The sequence below is a fragment of the Microbacterium sp. C448 genome (genome assembly GCF_000582705.2).
GTDB classification, from domain to species: domain Bacteria; phylum Actinomycetota; class Actinomycetes; order Actinomycetales; family Microbacteriaceae; genus Microbacterium; species Microbacterium lacus_A.
In genome coordinates, this window is sequence record NZ_HG779622.1 from 17,111 (window position 1) to 33,068 (window position 15,958).

At 67.1% G+C, this 15,958-nt stretch carries 12 protein-coding genes and 1 pseudogene (1 of these 13 only partly in view); 4 read left to right on the forward strand and 9 right to left on the reverse strand.

Annotated features, from left to right (window positions below; all coding sequences use genetic code 11):
* Nucleotides 1-193: 193 nt before the first annotated feature.
* From MIC448_RS04105 to MIC448_RS04115, 3 genes are all read right to left on the reverse strand, one after another.
* The gene (locus tag MIC448_RS04105) at nucleotides 194-1,531 is read right to left on the reverse strand and encodes a class II 3-deoxy-7-phosphoheptulonate synthase (protein WP_036296448.1); all 1,338 of its coding nucleotides are present in this window, start codon (nucleotides 1,529-1,531) and stop codon (nucleotides 194-196) included.
* A gap of 95 nt (nucleotides 1,532-1,626) precedes the next feature.
* Nucleotides 1,627-2,313 carry a 1-acyl-sn-glycerol-3-phosphate acyltransferase gene (locus tag MIC448_RS04110; protein WP_036296450.1) on the reverse strand — a complete coding sequence of 229 codons (687 nt, stop codon included), beginning with the start codon at nucleotides 2,311-2,313 and terminating at the stop codon, nucleotides 1,627-1,629.
* Nucleotides 2,314-2,316: 3 nt separating this feature from the next.
* Nucleotides 2,317-3,273 carry an ROK family glucokinase gene (locus MIC448_RS04115; protein ID WP_036296452.1) on the reverse strand — a complete coding sequence of 319 codons (957 nt, stop codon included), beginning with the start codon at nucleotides 3,271-3,273 and terminating at the stop codon, nucleotides 2,317-2,319.
* A 162-nt stretch (nucleotides 3,274-3,435) separates the two neighbouring features.
* Between MIC448_RS04115 and MIC448_RS04120 the strand changes: the two genes are divergently transcribed.
* Nucleotides 3,436-5,265: a long-chain fatty acid--CoA ligase gene (locus MIC448_RS04120; protein ID WP_036296454.1), complete on the forward strand. Its 1,830-nt coding sequence runs from the start codon at nucleotides 3,436-3,438 to the stop codon at nucleotides 5,263-5,265.
* A gap of 110 nt (nucleotides 5,266-5,375) precedes the next feature.
* Here the strand turns inward: MIC448_RS04120 and MIC448_RS04125 are convergent, their stop codons facing one another.
* Genes MIC448_RS04125 through MIC448_RS04135 form a run of 3 tightly spaced genes read right to left on the reverse strand, consistent with a single transcriptional unit; the run spans nucleotide 5,376 to nucleotide 11,065 of the window.
* Nucleotides 5,376-5,867 (reverse strand): peptide deformylase, encoded by a 492-nt coding sequence (locus MIC448_RS04125; protein WP_036296455.1) that lies wholly within the window; start codon nucleotides 5,865-5,867, stop codon nucleotides 5,376-5,378.
* A 6-nt stretch (nucleotides 5,868-5,873) separates the two neighbouring features.
* A complete protein-coding gene (locus MIC448_RS04130; RefSeq protein WP_036296457.1) occupies nucleotides 5,874-7,613 on the reverse strand; it encodes a MinD/ParA family protein in 1,740 nt (579 codons plus the stop codon).
* A 44-nt stretch (nucleotides 7,614-7,657) separates the two neighbouring features.
* Nucleotides 7,658-11,065 (reverse strand): pyruvate carboxylase, encoded by a 3,408-nt coding sequence (locus MIC448_RS04135; RefSeq protein WP_036296458.1) that lies wholly within the window; start codon nucleotides 11,063-11,065, stop codon nucleotides 7,658-7,660.
* 70 nt (nucleotides 11,066-11,135) lie between these two features.
* Here MIC448_RS04135 and MIC448_RS04140 point away from each other — a divergent pair, with 70 nt between their 5' ends.
* A complete protein-coding gene (locus MIC448_RS04140) occupies nucleotides 11,136-11,945 on the forward strand; it encodes a ParA family protein (RefSeq protein ID WP_036296460.1) in 810 nt (269 codons plus the stop codon).
* A gap of 212 nt (nucleotides 11,946-12,157) precedes the next feature.
* Here the strand turns inward: MIC448_RS04140 and MIC448_RS04145 are convergent, their stop codons facing one another.
* The 3 genes from MIC448_RS04145 to MIC448_RS04155 all read right to left on the reverse strand — a co-directional run bounded on the left by MIC448_RS04145 (nucleotide 12,158) and on the right by MIC448_RS04155 (nucleotide 13,981).
* Nucleotides 12,158-12,703 carry a MerR family transcriptional regulator gene (locus MIC448_RS04145; protein WP_036296483.1) on the reverse strand — a complete coding sequence of 182 codons (546 nt, stop codon included), beginning with the start codon at nucleotides 12,701-12,703 and terminating at the stop codon, nucleotides 12,158-12,160.
* A 127-nt stretch (nucleotides 12,704-12,830) separates the two neighbouring features.
* Nucleotides 12,831-13,523, reverse strand: a complete 693-nt coding sequence (locus tag MIC448_RS04150; RefSeq protein ID WP_036296462.1) for a MerR family transcriptional regulator — start codon at nucleotides 13,521-13,523, stop codon at nucleotides 12,831-12,833.
* A complete protein-coding gene (locus tag MIC448_RS04155; protein WP_036296485.1) occupies nucleotides 13,523-13,981 on the reverse strand; it encodes an FHA domain-containing protein in 459 nt (152 codons plus the stop codon). Before MIC448_RS04155 ends, MIC448_RS04150 begins: the two co-directional genes overlap by 1 nt.
* Before the next feature lie 153 nt (nucleotides 13,982-14,134).
* On the opposite strand from MIC448_RS04155, the gene MIC448_RS04160 reads away from it, so the two are divergent.
* Nucleotides 14,135-14,719 (forward strand): copper resistance CopC family protein, encoded by a 585-nt coding sequence (locus tag MIC448_RS04160; RefSeq protein WP_081766172.1) that lies wholly within the window; start codon nucleotides 14,135-14,137, stop codon nucleotides 14,717-14,719.
* Nucleotides 14,720-14,782: 63 nt separating this feature from the next.
* A pseudogene (lpdA, locus tag MIC448_RS04165) lies at nucleotides 14,783-15,958 on the forward strand (dihydrolipoyl dehydrogenase) (it continues 227 nt past the right edge of the window).

Consider the following 15,958-nt stretch of genomic DNA (forward strand, 5'->3'; position numbering starts at 1 on the left):
AGAATGGCCCACGCGCGAGGCCTTCCGGAAGCGAACGTGGGCGCAGCATCTCCTGAGAATGGCCGACCTGCCCGCTTGCGCTCCCAAGTTCTCCACAACGCGGGCGCCATCGCGCGCGAGACTTCAGCTATGTCACAAAATGTGCCCAAAAACGTGACACAAGCGAAGTTTCGCGCGCCGCGGGGACCAGGGGTCAGCGCTTCTCAAGCTCCTCGGCCACGAGGAAGGCGAGCTCGAGGCTCTGCATGTGGTTCAGGCGCGGGTCGCACAGGCTCTCGTAACGCGTGGCCAGGGTCGCCTCGTCGATCATCTCGGAGCCGCCCAGGCACTCGGTCACGTCGTCGCCCGTGAGCTCGACGTGGATGCCACCCGGGAACGTGCCGACGGCGCGGTGGGCGTCGAAGAATCCGCGCACCTCGTCCACGACGTCATCGAAGCGACGCGTCTTGTAGCCGGTCGGCGTCGTGATGCCGTTGCCGTGCATCGGGTCCGTGACCCACAGCGGGGTGGCGCCCGAATCGCGGACGGCCTCGAGCAGCGGCGGCAGGGCGTCGCGGATCTTGCCTGCACCCATGCGGGTGATGAACGTCAGGCGTCCGGGCTCGCGCTCGGGATCGAGCTTGTCGATCAGCTCGAGCACGGTCTCGGGGGACGTCGTGGGCCCGAGCTTCACACCGATCGGGTTGCGGATCTTCGAGAAGTAATCGATGTGCGCGCCGTCGAGGTCGCGCGTGCGCTCGCCGATCCACACGAAGTGCGCCGAGGTGTTGTACGGCGTTCCGGTGCGCGAGTCGATACGCGTCATGGGGCGCTCGTAGTCCATGAGCAAGCCCTCGTGGCCCGTGTAGAACTCGACGCGGCGCAGGTCGTCGAAGTCGGCGCCCGCGGCCTCCATGAACTTGATCGCGCGGTCGATCTCGCCCGCGATGCGCTCGTAGCGCTGGTTGGCCGGGTTCTCGGCGAAGCCCTTGTTCCAGCTGTGCACCTCGCGCAGGTCGGCGAAACCACCCTGCGTGAATGCACGGATGAGGTTCAGCGTCGAGGCGGCCGTGTGGTAGCCCTTGAGCAGGCGTGCCGGGTCCGGCTGACGGGATGCCTCCGTGAAGTCGTACCCGTTGACGATGTCCCCGCGGTAGGCCGGGAGCGTGACCTCGCCGCGCGTCTCGGTGTCGCTCGAGCGCGGCTTGGCGAACTGACCCGCCATGCGACCCATCTTCACGACCGGCATCGACGCGCCGTAGGTCAGCACGACCGCCATCTGCAGCACCGTCTTGATGCGGTTGCGGATCTGCTCGGCCGTCGCACCCGCGAAGGTCTCGGCGCAGTCACCGCCCTGCAGCAAGAACGCATTGCCGGAGGCGGCACGCGCGAGGCGGTCGCGCAGGATGTCGACCTCTCCCGCGAAGACGAGCGGCGGAAGCGTTGCGATCTCGGCCGAGACAGCGGCGACGGCATCGGCGTCGCGCCACTGCGGCTGCTGTTTGATGGGCAGGGTCCGCCAGTGATCGAGGGGGTCAAGCTGCTGAAGCATCCGCTCAGTCTATCCGTGTGGCACACGCTCAGGATGCCGCGGCAACCTGCCCCGGACCGCTGCGGGATCCGCGTCACCGTGCGCGGGAGCGACGCTCAGCGTCGGGCGGCGAGGCGGTCCTTGACCGTCGAGGCGTAGACGTCCTCGTAGTACTGCTCGCCCAGCCGCTGAAGCGCGACCATGATCTCGTCCGTGACGGACCGCAGCACGTAGCGATCGCCCTCGAGCCCCGCAAAGCGGGAGAAGTCGAGCGGTTCGCCGATGACCACGCCAACACGGCCGATACGCGGCATCCGTTTTCCGATCGGCATGATCGTGTCGGTGTCGACCATCACGACGGGAATGACGGGCACGCGCGCCTCGAGAGCCATGCGCGCGATACCGGTGCGGCCGCGGTACAGCCGCCCGTCGGGACTGCGTGTGCCCTCGGGATAGATGCCGAGGAGATCGTCGTTCGCAAGCACCGAGAGCCCGGTGTTCAGGGATGCTTCGGATGCCTTGCCGCCCGAGCGATCGATCGGAATCTGACCCGTGGCCTTGAAGAACACCCGCGTCGCCCAGCCGCGGATGCCACGTCCCGTGAAGTAGTCGCTCTTGGCCAGGAATGACATCTGCCGGTCGATCATGAGCGGTAGGAACACCGAGTCGGCGAAGGACAGGTGGTTGCTCGCGAGGATCGCACCGCCCTCGACCGGGATGTTGCGACGCCCGACGATCCAGGGGCGGAAGATCGCCTTCAGGAGCGGCCCGATCACGATGTACTTCATCAGCCAGTAGAACACCGCTCACTCACCGTCCCGGTTGTCTGCACGGCGAGCGAGGTCGGCGACCCCGATCACGCCCGCATCGTTGGTCAGCTCGGCGATCGCGAACTCGGCGAGCGTCCGGTGGTTGGCAGCGGGCAGGGCCGAACGGAATGCCTCGCGCACGGGCCCGAGGAGCCGTTCGCCGAGCATCGATACTCCCCCGCCGATCACGAAGATCTCGGGATCGAGAATGGCGGCGAAACTGCCACACGCCTCGCCGAGCGAGACGGCGACGCGATGCACGGCTTCCAGAGCCCCCGGGTCGTCGACGCGCACGAGGTCGGCGATCGCCGCTCCGGGGATCTGCCCATCGGCGCCCCGACGCGCGGCGAGGGCCGCCCCGATTCCGGATGCCTCGGACTCGGCGATCTCGCCGGCGATACGGCGCAAGGCATGTCCGGATGCGTACTGCTCGAGGCATCCGCTCCGGCCGCACCCGCAGGGCAACCCGTTCGGGATGAGGCGCGCATGTCCCAGCTCGCCGCCGATCCCCAAGCCGCCGCGCGATAGCTCACCGTCCGTGATGATCGCGCCACCGACGCCCGTCCCGAGAGTGATCATCGCCACCGAACCGCGACCGCGACCGGCGCCGAAGCGATACTCGGCCCAACCGGCGGCATCCGCGTCGTTCTCGAGCACGATCGGGACCCCCGCGAGCTCGGCGATCCGATCGCGCAGGGGTTCGTCACGCCACGCGATGTTCGGCGAGAAGCGCATGATCGTGCGTTCGCGATTCATGAATCCCGCGGCTGCCACGCCGACCGCTCTGATGGCGGAGTCGGAACGCAACTCGCGGATCATCGCGGCTACGGCCACCTCGATGTCGCGCGGGCTCTCGGGGGTGTCGACGCGGAGCGCGCGCGTGATCGCGCCCGATCCATCGACCACTCCCCCGGCGATCTTGGTTCCGCCGATGTCGATGCCGATCGAAAGCACTCCCACACCCCTTCGCGACCTCGTGCGGCCACGGACGGCCTCGTGCAGTCTAGCCGCGCACACGCCCGCGAACCGGGTCTCGAATCCCTGAGACCGAGTATCACCAGAGGGTAGACTCAGCCTGAAGCCGACAACACCCCGGTGCCAAAGGAGCTGCCGATAATGAGTGCCGTCCAATTCGAGGTCCCCGCAATTGTTCCCGCGGACCCGAAAGCCAATGTGACCCACCTGCTCGAAGATCGCGTCGCGGCAACGCCCGATCTCGCGCTCTTCGCCGTGCCGCAGGGCGAGGGGTGGCGAGACATCACCGCGGCGGAGTTCCGCCGTCAGGTGATCGCCCTCGCCAAGGGATTCGCCGCGTCCGGGATCGAACCCGGCGACAAGGTCGGATTCCTCGCACGCACGACGTACGAGTGGACCCTGGTCGACTTCGCGTTGTTCTACGCGGGCGCCGTCATGGTTCCGATCTACGAGACGAGTTCTCCTCACCAGATCCAGTGGATCCTCGAGGACTCGGGTGCCGTGGTCTGCATCGTTGAAGCTGCCGACCATGCCGCTCGTCTCGACGAGGTCCGCGGCGACCTTCCCCTGATCCGCGAGGTCTGGCAACTCGCCCTCGGGGCGATCGACAAGCTGACTGAGCTGGGAGCATCGGTCCCCGACTCCGAGATCGAACGCCGCCGCGGTATCGCGCAGGGGTCGGACATCGCGACCCTCATCTACACCTCGGGTTCGACGGGACGACCGAAGGGATGCGTGCTCACGCACAGCAATTTCGTCGAGTTGTCGCGCAACTCAGCCGTCGCGCTGAAAGAGGTCGTGCAGACGCCCGGCGCGTCCACGCTCCTCTTCATCACCACGGCGCACGTTTTCGCGCGTTTCATCTCCATCCTCGATGTGCACGCGGGCGTGAAGACGGGGCACCAGCCCGACACGAAGCAGCTCTTGCCCGCGCTCGGCTCGTTCAAGCCGACGTTCCTGCTCGCCGTTCCGCGCGTGTTCGAGAAGGTCTACAACTCGTCCGAGCAGAAGGCCGAGGCCGGCGGCAAGGGCAAGATCTTCCGCGCCGCCGCGGACGCCGCGATCGAGCACTCGAAGCTCCTGCAGGACGGGAAGAAGATCCCGCTCGGGCTGAAGATCAAGTTCGCGCTGTTCGACCGGCTCGTCTACAGCAAGCTGCGGGCTGCCATGGGTGGACGCATCCAGTACGCCGTCTCCGGTTCGGCCCCCCTCGGACCGCGACTCGGCCACTTCTTCCACAGCCTCGGCATCGTGATCCTCGAGGGCTACGGCCTGACCGAGACCACCGCCCCGGCGACCGTGAACCTCGCGACCAAGTCGAAGATCGGCACCGTCGGCCCCGTCCTGCCCGGCGTCGGAGTCCGCCTCGCCGAGGACGGCGAGGTCGAGGTGCGCGGCATCAACGTGTTCAAGGAGTACTGGCGCAACCCCGAGGCGACCGCCGCGGCGTTCGACGGTGAGTGGTTCACGACCGGCGACATCGGAACGTTCGATGACGAGGGCTTCCTGACGATCACAGGACGTAAGAAAGAGATTATCGTGACCGCGGGAGGCAAGAACGTCGCTCCCGCCGCGCTCGAGGACCCGATCCGCGCCAACCCGATCGTCGGACAGGTCGTCGTCGTCGGCGACCAGAAGCCCTTCATCGCGGCCCTCGTCACGCTCGATTCCGAGATGCTGCCGACATGGCTCGCGAACAACGGCCACGGCACGATGACCCTTGCCGAAGCTGCTCAGCATGATGCCGTGCGTGCTGAGGTGCAGCGGGCGATCGATACGGCCAACACCCATGTGTCTCGTGCAGAGTCGATCCGCAAGTTCACGATCCTCGAGAGCGAGTGGACCGAGGCAAGCGGGCACCTCACGCCGAAGATGTCGATCAAGCGCAACGTCATCGTCGGAGATTTTGCGGACGACATCGCCGAGCTCTACCGCGAGCCGGTCGCAACGACGAATCTCACGATGCCGTAGCGCATTTCGACTCGCTGCGCTCGCTCAACGAACGATCCCCCGGTCGTTGAGCGAGCCGCAGGCGAGTCGAAACGACGGCCTCACGGTCACTGAACCGTCGAGACGACTGCCTAGAACCAGGATGACTCGCGCACCTCGCGCATCGCCAATCGGCGACGCTCCGGGGTGAGTCGATCGAGGTACAGCGTGCCGTCGAGGTGGTCGGTCTCGTGCTGGAGTGCCTGGGCGAGCAGCCCCTCGCCCTCGAGCACGACGGGCTCGCCGTCGACGTCGATACCCTCCACGCGCGCCCACGGGTACCGCAGCGCCGGATGCCACAGTCCCGGAACCGAGAGGCATCCCTCGTCCACCGGCTCCGGCTCGCCGCGAACCTCGACGAGAACGGGGTTCAAGACATATCCGATATCACCGTCGATGTTGTAGCTGAAGGCGCGCAGACCCACGCCGATCTGCGGGGCAGCGACCCCGGCACGCCCCGGCGGCTCGACCGTGTCGAGCAGGTCTCGGACGAGCGCGCGCACGCTTTCGTCGATTTCGCCGATCTCGCTCGAGCGCGACTTCAGCACGGGATCGCCGAAGAGACGGATGTCACGCACAGCCATAGTGCGTCAGGCCGCCGTCGACACGGACTGGAGGCCCTCGACGACCTTCGCGGCGAGCTCACGAGCCGCCGCCCGGGTCGCGGGCTGCAGGTCGCGGAAGACGATGGCGCCTCCGGTAGCGAGCTGCGGGTCATACGGAACACGGAGCACATCGCGCACGCGGGTACGGAAGTGCGCCTCGAGCTCGTCTTGGCGCACGGGCGGGGTTCCGGGCGATGACATGTTGAGCACGACGATCGCGCTCCGCACGTGATCCTCGTAGCCGTTCGCCTCGAGCCACGTGAGCGTCTCGGATGCCAGTCGCGCTTCGTCGATGCTCTGACCCGCGACGACGACCAGCCGGTCGGCGCGCTCGAGTGTGGCGCCCATAACCGAGTGCACGATGCCGGTGCCCGTATCGGTCAGCACGACCGAGTAGTAGTGGGCCGCGACTTCGGCGACCGCGCGATACTCGTCGCCGCTGAAAGCCTCGGCGATTCGCGGATCGGTATCGGATGCGAGCACGTCGAGGCGGGTCTCGTCGCGGGCGACGATGGCCGAGACGTCGTTGTATCCGCGGAGGTTTTCGCGCTCGCGCACCAGATCGCGGACCGTTCGCCCACTCCTTCGCGCGATCCGCTCGGCGAGCGTACCCCGATCGGGGTTGGCGTCGACAGCGATGACGCGGTCGTCGCGCGCGTCGGCGAGGGCCTGTCCGAGCAGCGTGGTGATGGTCGTCTTCCCGACACCGCCCTTGCGCGAAACGATCGCGACGAAGCGTGCCCCGCCGCCGGGCAGGGGGGCCGCGATCCGGCGATCCATCGCCTTGCGCGCGCGGGCGCGCTTGCTGTCACCGATGTTCAGTTTGCCGCCGGACACCGAATACAGCAGGTGCTGCCAAACGCCCTCGGGCTCGGGTCGCGTGACCTGCGCCGGGTCGAGCAGGCGGTCGGCGGTCAGCAGATCGGATGTCTCACGCTCGGCGACATCCGCGAGGTCGCCGATCCTCCGTGAGACCAGCACGGGCGCCTCGGCCTGCGTGGCGCGAGCGACCTCGCGCCGCTCGGCGGGCTGTGCAGCCCGATCGGTCTCATCGTTCATCGTCGTCTCCTTCTCGTCCGGTGCGTCGTCAACCGGTGCTTCGAGATACTCATCGTCCACGTCATCGGCATCCGACGCGTGGGTTTCCGACGCTACGGGTTCTGACGCCGCGGGGGTCGGTTCGAACCCGGTCGGCTCGAAGCCGGTCAGCTCCACCTCATCCACAGGAACGTCATCTGTTTCGGCGTCTTCGACGTAGGTATCGGCAACCGCGAGATCTGCAGACGCGAGGCTCTCGGTAGCGAGATCTTCGGGCGCGAGGTCCTGGGTTGCACGCTCTTCAGATGCCAGCTCTTCGACAACAACCTCCGCGCCGGAGAGATCGTCTGCAGTGGATTCGTCGTCGCCGGTGGATTCTTCGTCGGCCGCGGTGGCCTCGATCGCCGCACCCTCATTCGCGTCGGCGTCACCGTCTTCGGCGAGATCGTCACCCTCGGCGGCAGCCATTGCGGGCAGCTCGATCGTGACGAATCCGCCCTCGAAGGCGATGTCGCCCTCGACGACGTCGTCGTCGTCATCCTCCTCTTCTGAGGGAAGAGCGATGTTGACATGTGCCGTCTGCATGCCCATCAGACCGATGCCCGACGTCTCGACCGAGGGTACGTCGTCGAGGATCCCGTTGTCCGGGTCGTCGTCGGCGCTCGGATCTTTGCCGTGAGGCGTCACTGGAACTCCGGACCTTGCAGTTGGGGGGTGGGACTTGCCCCAGATTAGTGCGCCGGACGCACCACGACCAAAAGGTCACCAGCCTCGACCTGCTGGGTCGCGCCGATCGCGAGGCGCTCGATCACGCCGTCGACGGGCGACGTGATCGCCGCTTCCATCTTCATCGCCTCGATCGAGGCGACCGCCTCCCCCGCGTGGATCGCGTCACCGACGGATGTCTTGAGCGTGACCACTCCGGAGAATGGCGCAGCGATCTGACCGGGCTTCGTCGTGTCAGCCTTCTCGGCTTGTCGAGCCTCGACGGCAATGCTCCGGTCCCGCACGAAAACGGGACGCAGTTGACCGTTCAGCGTCGTCATGACCGTGCGCATGCCCTTGTCGTCGGCCTCGCCGATCGCCTCGAGCCCGACCAGCAGCCGCACGCCCCGCTGGATCTCGACCGCGTGCTCCTCGCCCGGCACGAGACCGTAGAGGTAGTCGGAGGTGTCCAGCAGCGACACATCCCCGAAGACCTCGCGGACCTGAGCGAACTGCCGAGTCGGCACCGGGAACAGCAGTCTGTTGAGCGCTTCGCGGCGCGCGACGGCATCGCCCGCGAGCGCTTCGGAGTCGGCCGGAGCCAACGGTTCAACCTCGATCTTCACGGTGCGCCCGGCCAGCACGGCTGTGCGGAATGGTTCGGGCCATCCGCCCGGCAGATCTCCCAGCTCGCCCGCCATGAATCCGACGACGGAATCCGGGATGTCGTAGTTCTGCGGATTCGCTTCGAAGTCGGCGGGGTCGGCCTTGACGGCCGCGAGGTGCAGGGCGAGGTCGCCGACGACCTTCGACGACGGGGTCACCTTCGGAATGCGCCCGAGGATGCCGTTGGCCGCCGCGTACATGTCCTCGATCAGCTCGAAGTCATCCGCCAATCCGAGCGCGATCGCCTGCTGACGCAGGTTCGACAGTTGCCCTCCCGGAATCTCGTGACGGTAGACCCGGCCTGTGGGGCCCGGCAGGCCGGACTCGAACGGGGCATACAGGTGCCGCACGGCCTCCCAGTAGGGCTCGAGGTCCGCGACGGCGTCGAGGTCGAGCCCCGTGTCGCGCTCGGTGTGGGCGAGGGCGGCTACGAGAGACGAGAGGGACGGCTGGCTGGTGGTTCCCGCCATGGGTGCGGATGCCGCATCCACCGCGTCCGCGCCCGCCGCACTCGCGGCGAGGAGCGTCGCAAGCTGTCCACCCGGTGTGTCGTGTGTGTGCACGTGGACCGGCAGGTCGAAGCGCGCACGCAGGGCCGACACGAGTCGCGATGCGGCCTCGGGACGCAGGAGCCCGGCCATGTCCTTGATCGCGAGCACATGGGCACCCGCATCGACGATCTGCTCGGCGAGACGCAGGTAGTAGTCGAGCGTGTACAGATCTTCTTTCGGGTTCAGCAGGTCGCCCGTGTAACAGACGGCCACTTCGGCGACCGTCGAACCCGTCGCTAGCACGGCATCGATCGCGGGACGCATCTGCGCAACATCGTTGAGCGCATCGAAAATGCGGAAGATGTCGACACCCGTCGCGGCCGCCTCGCGCACGAACGCGTCGGTCACCTCGGTCGGGTACGGCGTGTAGCCCACCGTGTTGCGGCCGCGCAGCAGCATCTGAATGGGGATGTTGGGCAGCGCCTCGCGCAGACGCTCCAGGCGCTCCCAGGGGTCCTCGCCGAGGAAGCGCAGCGCGACGTCGTAGGTGGCCCCGCCCCACGCCTCGACCGAGAACAGGCCCGGAGTCAGGCGCGCTACGTAGGGGGCGACCGCGATGAGGTCACGCGTGCGGACACGGGTCGCCAGCAGCGACTGGTGCGCGTCGCGGAAGGTCGTGTCGGTCACGGCGAGCGGCTTCTGCTCGCGGAGCGCGCGAGCGAACCCGGTGGGCCCGAGTTCGAGCAGGCGCTGGCGTCCACCGTCCGGTGCGGGCGCACTCAGGTCGACCTTCGGCAGCTTCATCGCCGGGTCGATCGAGAGCGGATTTTCGCCGTTCGGCTTGTTGACCGTCACATCGACGAGCCAGTTCAGCAGGCGCGTCCCGCGGTCCTTCGACTCCCGTCCCCGCAGCAGCTGGGGACGCTCGTCGATGAACGACGTCGCGATGTCTCCCGCAACGAACGACGGGTCATCGAGCACGGCTTGCAGGAAGGGAATGTTCGTCGAGACGCCACGGATGCGGAACTCTGCCAGGGCACGCCGCGCCCGCGCGACGGCGGCCGGGAAGTCGCGCCCACGGCACGTGAGCTTCGCAAGCATCGAGTCGAAGTGAGGGCTGACCTGCGAACCGGCCGCGGTCGTTCCACCGTCGAGGCGAATGCCGGCGCCACCGGGAGAACGGTACGTCGTGATCTTGCCCGTGTCGGGGCGGAATCCCTGCGTCGGGTCCTCGGTCGTGATGCGGCACTGCAGCGCCGCGCCCCGCAGGCGAATGTCCTGCTGCTCGAGGCCGAGCTCGGCGAGCGTCTCGCCCGCGGCGATGCGCATCTGCGACTGGACGAGATCGACATCCGTCACCTCTTCGGTGACCGTGTGCTCGACCTGGATGCGCGGGTTCATCTCGATGAAGACGTGCTTTCCGGCGCGTTCCCCCTCGGTGTCCACGAGAAACTCGACCGTACCGGCGTTGACGTAGCCGATCGACTCGGCGAAGGCCACGGCGTCCTTGTGCAGCTGCTGGCGCAGGTCGTCGTCGAGGTTCGGCGCGGGCGCGATCTCGATGACCTTCTGGTGCCGTCGCTGCACAGAGCAGTCGCGCTCGAAGAGATGGACGGTGTGCCCCTCCGCGTCGGCGAGAATCTGCACCTCGATGTGACGCGGGCGGACGACCGCCTGCTCGAGGAACATGCGCGGGTCGCCGAACGCGCTGTCGGCCTCGCGCATCGCCTCGGCCAGGGCGGGAGCGAGCTCGCCCTTGCTCTCGACCCGGCGCATCCCGCGTCCCCCGCCGCCGGCGACCGCCTTGGCGAAGAGCGGAAAACCGATGCCGTCGGCCTGCGCGAGCAGCTCATCGACGTCCGCGGACGCCTCAGTCGAGGCGAGCACGGGCACCCCGGCGGCGATGGCGTGATGCTTGGCCGTGACCTTGTTACCGGCCATCTCGAGCACCCGCGCGGGCGGTCCGATGAACGCGATGCCGTTGGCGCTGGCGCGCTCGGCAAGGTCCGGATTCTCGGACAGGAATCCGTAGCCGGGATAGATCGCGTCGCAACCACTCTCGAGGGCGACGCGGATGATCTCGTCGACGTCGAGATAGGCGCGCACCGGGTGACCCCGCTCGCCGATTTCGTACGCCTCATCGGCCTTCAGCCGGTGGAGCGAGTTGCGATCCTCGTAGGGAAAGACAGCAACCGTGCGAGCGCCCACTTCATAGGCGGCCCGAAAAGCGCGGATGGCGATCTCACCACGATTTGCGACAAGGATCTTGCGGAACATGACACCTCACAGCTTCGGCGCGTCGACCTGAGTGTGTTCCACAGCCTAGGGGACGGTAACGTAGACGATTGTGCACGTACTCAGCGTCAGTTCCCTCAAGGGCGGGGTCGGAAAGACCACCGTGACGCTCGGGCTTGCCTCCGCGGCATTTGCTCGGGGCGTCCGAACCCTCGTCGTCGACCTCGACCCGCAGTCGGATGTCTCGACCGGCATGGATATCCAGGTGGCCGGCCGACTCAACGTCGCCGACGTACTCGGAAACCCGAAAGAAAAGGTCGTCCGCCAGGCGATCACGTCGAGCGGGTGGGCAAAGGTCCACCCCGGCACGATCGATGTGCTCATCGGCAGCCCCTCGGCCATCAACTTCGACGGTCCGCACCCGAGCGTGCGCGACGTCTGGAAGCTCGAAGAGGCGCTTGCGACGATCGAGGCCGACTACGACCTCGTCCTCGTCGATTGCGCCCCCTCGCTGAACGCCCTGACGCGAACCGCGTGGGCGGCCAGCGACCGGGTCATCGTCGTCTCCGAACCGGGCCTGTTCTCGGTCGCCGCCGCTGATCGCGCGCTGCGTGCGATCGAAGAGATCCGTCGCGGTCTCTCACCGCGACTGCAGCCCCTCGGCATCGTCGTCAACCGGGTGCGCCCGCAGTCGATCGAGCACCAGTTCCGCATCAAGGAGCTGCGCGACATGTTCGGCCCCCTCGTCCTGTCCCCCCAGCTGCCCGAGCGCACGTCGCTGCAGCAGGCGCAGGGCGCGGCAAAGCCGCTGCACATCTGGCCCGGCGATTCCGCCCAAGAACTCGCGGCGGACTTCGACGCGCTGCTCGACCGCGTCATGCGCACCGGCCGCATCCCCGTCCCGGGCGACGCCCGCATCTGAGTTCGACGCACCGCGCAGCAGAAGCTGGCCAGGGCGATCCGCCGACCCAAAGTCCTCGTCTGCCCTCTGTGTGTCCCACTTTTTCGCTCTTGCGTCCCATTTTCCGCCGGTAACTCGCCCTCATACCGAGCGAAAGTGGGACATCGTCTGTCCGGCGGCAGCGGGTCACCGTCACATGGCGAGGCGCCCTCGCCTGCAGACCGGTGCGTTGGTCAGGCCGTGCGGGCCGAGCGGCGAGCGGCGAGCTCGTCGATCGTGTCGACCGTCTGCGGGCCGAACTCGACGAGCGTCGACTCCACCTCGCGCAGCACCTTGCCGACGGCGATGCCGAAGACACCCTGGCCGCGGCTGACCAGGTCGATGACCTCGTCGTTGGACGTGCAGAGATAGACGGATGCTCCATCGCTCATCAGCGTCGTGCCCGCAAGGTCGCGGATACCCGCGGCGCGGAGCTGATCGACCGCAGTGCGAATCTGCTGCAGAGAGATCCCGGTGTCGAGAAGGCGCTTCACGAGCTTGAGCACCAGAATGTCGCGGAATCCGTAAAGTCGCTGCGATCCGGAACCGCTTGCGCCACGAACGGTCGGCTCGACCAGTTCGGTGCGGGCCCAGTAGTCGAGCTGCCGGTACGTGATTCCCGCAGCCCGGGCGGCTACCGCGCCCTTGTAGCCGACCTCGTCGTCCATCGCCGGAAGGCCGTCCGTGAAGAGCAGATCCGAGTCGAAACGCTTCTCGTCGGCGAGTTCGCCAGCGTTCATCGCGTCCTCCTCGCCGGGTTCCGAGACGCAGATTCGCGGCTCATCCCCCACGCTAGGACACCCGCCGTCACCGAGCAACGACATCCGCCGCGACACGCCGGACGACCCGTCGCGAACGTCGAAGCCGTCACGGAAGCAACCGGGTGAGCGCGGATCGCACGAAGATGGCGCGCACCTCATCGAGGCGTCGTGCGAGCTCGGGACCCACTTCGTTCGCTCGTGCACGCGAGGGCGCGTCGGTGCGGTGGGTGAGCGGGGCCAGCGCCTGCTCGATCAACGAGACGTCGCGCTCGGCGCTCTGTCGGATCGTCCGGAGGTGACGGGGTTCGATGCCGTGGCTGTCGAGCGAAACGATCGCTCGCAACAACGAGACGCTCTGATCGCCGAACGACTCCGCGGCCGGAAGGATGCCCGACGACACGGCCTCGTTGAAGAGCTGTGGCGTCGCGCCGGCAGCGCGCAACAGTTCGTCCCGGCGGTACCGACGCCCCTGCGGGTGGATCGTGGGGGGCGGCTGCTGACCCGGGTGACTCGGGTCGCGGCCCGCATCGAGGTCACTGAGATATTCGCGGATGACGCCCAGGGGCAGGTAATGGTCGCGCTGCAACTGGAGTGCCAGTCGAAGCCGGTCGACGTCCGCGGGAGAGAACTTGCGGTACCCGGACTCGGTGCGGGTCGGCGTGACGATGCCCTGAACTTCCAAGAAGCGAAGCTTCGATGTCGTGAGGGAGGGAAACTCCGGCGTGAGCCGGGCCAGCACCTGCCCGATACTGAGCAGTCCCGCGCCTGCCGCGGAGTTTCGAGAAAGAGCCGCGGGCATCAGCCGTCCGCCGGCAACGGCAGATCGACCGGAGAGATGAAGAAGGTCAGACGGAACTTTCCGATCCGCACTTCGGCACCGTTGACGAGCAGGGCGCGATCAACGCGCTCCCCATCGACATAGCTGCCGTTCAGCGAGCGCTGATCGACGAGCTCGAATCCTTCGGGACGTCGCGTGATTTCGGCGTGGCGACGAGAGACGGTCACGTCATCGAAGAAGATGTCTGCCTCGGGGTGGCGACCCACGGTGGCGACCTCAGAATCGAGCAGATATCGCGCACCGGCCGTCGGGCCCGACCGGACGAGCAGCAATGCCGCTCGCGCGGGGAGAGCCGAAATGGCGTCCAGTTCGGCTTGCGAGAGCTCGGAACCGAACGGGACGAACGAGAGGTCGGAATCGTGTCCGAACGTCTGGGTCGTATCGGGCGTGGAATGCGCCGGCTCTGCCTCGCGGCGCATGGCCGGGGGCGCCTGGTCTTGCTGTTCTGACACGCTGTCCTCCTCGCGGTCCAGACTAGCCGATCGGATCCACGCGCGACGGGCCACGCCTTCTCCATGCAGTCTCGCCCGCACCCCGGCCGGCGCCCAGGGACCCTCGATTAGTCTCGAAGGGTGAAGTCTCAGCCGCGTCGACGCCCGTCCGCCATTCGACGTCCCGGCCTCGCCGTGTTGCTGGTTGCGTTGTGCGCGTTCTTCGTCGCCGCGCCTTCCGCCGCCTTCGCGCACGACGAGTTGATCGGTAGCACCCCCGACGACGGCGAGATCGTCGAGACAGGCCCGAGCGCGATCGACCTGCGCTTCAGCGCTAATCCCCTCGAGGGCGAGGGCGCGACCGAAGTCCTCGTGATCGATCCTTCGGGTGCCGAGGTCCAGCAGGGCGACCCGATCCTCGATCGGAACGGCGTGATCCAGGAGTTGTCCGGCACCGACGAGCGCGGCACCTACAGGGTCGTCTGGCGCATCGTCTCCAGCGACGGTCACCCCATTTCGGGTGAGCTGACGTTCTCGGTCGGCGAGACATCCGTGCCCGCCGATATTCCCACGACGACCGACGCCGAAGGGGAAGATGCAACGGATGCCGGGGGCTTCGATCTCACCCCGATCTGGATCGTCGTCGGCATCGTCGTGGTCGGTCTCGGCGGCGCTGTCGTGGCCATCCTGATGGCACGGGCGCGGGGCCGCAACGGCGGAGTTTGAACGGTACCGGAACGGGTTTTGAGCCCGGCACGGGACCCTCGCGCGGGGTCTAGGCTTGAAGGTATGCCTCACTACGACGTCGTCATTCTCGGTGCTGGCCCCGGCGGATATGTCGCGGCCGTGCGAAGCGCTCAGCTCGGTCTTTCGGTAGCCATCATCGAGCAGAAGTACTGGGGCGGTGTGTGCCTGAACGTCGGGTGCATCCCCTCGAAGGCGCTCCTGCGCAACGCCGACCTCGCCCACGTGTTCACCCACCAGGCCGAGCAGTTCGGCATTTCGGGTGACGTGCACTTCGACTTCGGCACCGCGTGGGACCGCAGCCGCAAGGTGGCCGACACGCACGTCAAGGGCATCCACTTCTTGATGAAGAAGAACAAGGTCATCGAGTACGAGGGCAAGGGTTCGTTCGTCGACGCGAACACGATCGACGTAGCCAAGGCCGACGGTCAATCCGAGCGCCTGACGTTCGACAACGCGATCATCTCCACGGGCGCGAAGGTCCGCCTCCTCCCCGGCGTCGAGCTGAGCGAGAACGTCGTGACGTACGAAGAGCAGATCATGACGCGCGGCCTGCCGAAGTCCATCGTGATCGTCGGTGCCGGCGCGATCGGCATGGAGTTCGCCTTCATCATGACGAACTTCGGCGTCAAGGTGACGATCATCGAGTTCCTCGACCGGGCGCTCCCGAACGAGGACGCGGATGTCTCGAAAGAGATCGCCCGCCAGTACAAGAAGTACGGCGTCGACATCCTGACGTCCACCAAGGTCGAGTCGGTCACCGACCACGGCGATCACGTGACCGTGACCTACACCCCCAATAGCGGCGGCGAGACGCAGTCCATCGACTCTGACAAGGTCATGATGTCGATCGGGTTCGCGGCCAACGTCGAGGGCTACGGACTCGAGAACACGGGCGTGAAGCTGACCGATCGCGGTGCGATCGAGATCGACGACTTCATGCACACGAACGTCCCCCACATCTACGCAATCGGTGACGTGACGGCGAAGCTGCAGCTCGCGCACGTCGCCGAGGCTCAGGGCGTGGTCGCTGCCGAGACGATCGGCAAGGCCGAGACGATGGCGCTCGGCGACTATCGCATGATGCCGCGTGCGACGTTCTGCTCGCCGCAGGTCGCGTCGTTCGGCCTGACCGAGCAGCAGGCTCGCGACGCCGGTCACGAGATCAAGGTCGCGAAGTTCCCGTTCTCGGCGAACGGCAAGGCCAACGGCCTCGGCGAG